The sequence below is a fragment of the Candidatus Jordarchaeum sp. genome, from assembly GCF_052745115.1.
This window is the reverse complement of record NZ_JBRAKS010000457.1, coordinates 1-2690: the sequence shown is the minus strand read 5'-3', so window position 1 is coordinate 2690 and position 2690 is coordinate 1. Positions and strand designations below refer to the sequence as shown.

Annotated in this window: 3 protein-coding genes; all 3 read right to left on the bottom strand. The window is 41.9% G+C overall.

All coding sequences use genetic code 11. The features are described from left to right. Nucleotides 1-95: 95 nt before the first annotated feature. The 3 genes from ACUVXA_RS19515 to ACUVXA_RS19505 are packed head-to-tail and all read right to left on the bottom strand — an operon-like array spanning nt 96 to nt 2660. On the bottom strand, nt 96-830 hold the full coding sequence (locus ACUVXA_RS19515) for a hypothetical protein (RefSeq protein ID WP_445872963.1): 735 nt from the start codon (nt 828-830) through the stop codon (nt 96-98). A 1-nt stretch (nt 831) separates the two neighbouring features. Continuing rightward, complete coding sequence (locus tag ACUVXA_RS19510) at nt 832-2325, bottom strand: glutamate synthase-related protein (RefSeq protein ID WP_445872962.1); 1494 nt, start codon at nt 2323-2325, stop codon at nt 832-834. Next, nucleotides 2325-2660: a hypothetical protein gene (locus tag ACUVXA_RS19505; RefSeq protein WP_445872961.1), complete on the bottom strand. Its 336-nt coding sequence runs from the start codon at nt 2658-2660 to the stop codon at nt 2325-2327. Before ACUVXA_RS19505 ends, ACUVXA_RS19510 begins: the two co-directional genes overlap by 1 nt. Between the last annotated feature and the right edge of the window lie 30 nt (nt 2661-2690).

Sequence of the window (2690 nt, the reverse complement as noted above, 5' to 3'; positions counted from 1 at the left end):
AAGCACTGAGGGAAATCATAGAAGAGAACAAAAAACTATACAACAGGAGCTTTGTATGAACATATGGGTTAAATAAACTTTTTTCCCTAAAAAGGCTACTCTAAGACATAAAGTTTCCCAAATGGGCGATGGCTTTTACAATGAATTTTCGTAAATTCTAAATTTTCAAAATTCTCTTTAACTTGGAAATAGAAATTGTACTCTGAAATTAATTTACTCAAGAGTCTTTTGTCTTCCTCGTTGGGAACATCTAATTCAGCACCAATCCCTAAACTACTTTCTGAAACTTTACCTCTCACAAAAATTAATCCACCATGTATACCTGTTGCGGTGAAATTTCCTACAGGGAATTCCTCATAGTTACGGTTTAAAATAATTATCACTCCCCCAGCCATATACTCTCCCAGAAAATCTCCAGCTTTGCCACCTACCATTATACTAGGAAATCGATCCATATAAGCTTTCATATGGATACCTGTTCTGTACCCAACATCGTCTTTAATGAAAATTTTTCCTCCCCTCATAGAATAACCCACCACGTCCCTTGCATCTCCGTAGATAACCACCAGTCCTGCGTTCATAGTGTTTCCTACACCGTCTTCAGCATTCCCCATAACAAATATGGAAGCACCATTCATAAAGGCGGCTAGGTCGTTTCCCGGAACACCGTGTAAAATAATCGTTGCTTTATTGTTTCTTAGCCCTGTTCCAATGTATCGTTGGCCATTAATATTCATTACATCTATTTCCTTAATCTCTCCACTAGATACCAGCTCTTTTAATTTCTTGTTTAACTCCTTATAGTGAAGACCTTTAGCATCTATTTGCATTTTATTCACCTGCTGCTTTAACATCCAATATTTCCAGAGTTTTTTGATCTATTCCGATTCCTCTTAAACGCTCTCTGTTATATCGAAGACTCTCAATTGAATTCATTCCTAAAGCTCCCAGAACCTCCTTTAACTCTGTGGTCCAGGCACTAATCAGATTATAGACTCTTCTAGAGGCGCCCTCTGGATCGAGCCTTCTAGCGAGATCGCGTCTTGTGGTACATATTCCCCAAGCACACGTTCCTCTATAACACTGTTGACACACTGTACATCCCATAGCTATTAGAGCTGGCGTAACCATTGCCACCGCATCTGCCCCAAGAGCTATAGCCTTGGCAACATCAGCAGCAGACCTAATACTACCGCTGGCGATAAGCGAAACCTCGTTTCTTATGCCTTCATCACGCAATCTTTTATCTACGCTGGCGATGGCAACCTCTATGGGTATACCCAAATGGTTTCTAATTATTTTTGGAGCTGCACCGGTCCCTCCCCGAAAACCATCAATGGTTATTGCATCTGCTCCCGCTCGCGCGATCCCACTAGCGATAGCCGCACTATTGTGAACCGCCGCTATTTTAACGAACACCGGCTTCATGTAATCGGTTTCTTCCTTAAGAGCATAGATTAACTGGGACAAATCCTCAATGGAATAGATATCATGATGTGGAGCCGGAGACAGTGCATCTGTGTGCAAGGGTATCATTCTAGTTTCCGCAATATTTTCAGAAACCTTTTCTCCCGGTAAATGGCCGCCTATACCGGGTTTTGCTCCCTGTCCAATTTTTATTTCTATAGCGGCACCAACCTCCAAATACTTGGAATGAACTCCGAATCTTCCCGAAGCCACTTGCGCGATTATGTGGTCTCCGAACTTGTAGAGTTCGGGGTGTAATCCACCCTCACCGGATCCCATCAGTGTTCCAGCTTTACTTGCGGCCATGGCTAAAGCCTTGTGGGCCCTGAGATTAATTGCACCATATGATATATGACCGATAATTATGGGAGTTTCAATTATTAGGTTAGGTGTTATTTCGGTTTCTAAACTGAAATCTTCGCCGATCTTTAATTGTTTAGGTTTTTTACCAAGGTATGTGCAGACCTCTATGGGTTCCCTCAGAGGATCTATAGAGGGGTTTGTTACTTGACAAGCGTCAATTACTATTCTGTCAAATAAGCAAGGATAATAAAGATCATTTCCGCAACCAGTAATTAGTACTCCCCCGGTTTCAGCTTGTCTCATTATGTCTAATCTTATTTCGGGAGTCCAGGTGGGATGCGGAGAAAAGCTGATTTCGTTTCTCTTAATCGTTATGGCACCCTGAGGGCATTTAGTTGCACACCTTAAACATGCAACACATTTTTGATCATTGGCAACTATTCGGTTGTTTCTTTCATCATAGGATAATGCTTCAAAAGAACAGTTTAACGTACATCTCTTGCATACTTCACAGCGGTCATTATCAATTACTATACTAAACTGCGGGGGAAACATTAGGTCACCTCTTTTGAATAGGCAATTACTGGCTCTCCTCCCTTGGGTGCCCAAACAAGATCTGGGTTTTCGCAAACACTTTTTATTGCACACTCTTCACTTGCAATATAGAAGCGGTCATCCTTCCTAGCAGCTATTAATGGCCGAAGCTTAATTCTATCCGTTAACCCGAGCATAAAATCGTTGGTGGCTACAATTATACTAAATGGCCCATTGACCATCGCTCCACCATAAGTCATTCTTAGTGCCTGAACAGTTTTGCCTTTGGAACTATTATCTGACCTAATCTCCCTCCAAAACTTGGGTGCCAAAACCGTTGTCCGAAACTTACCCATCTAGGACACTTCCAGATGGTGTTCGGTTCC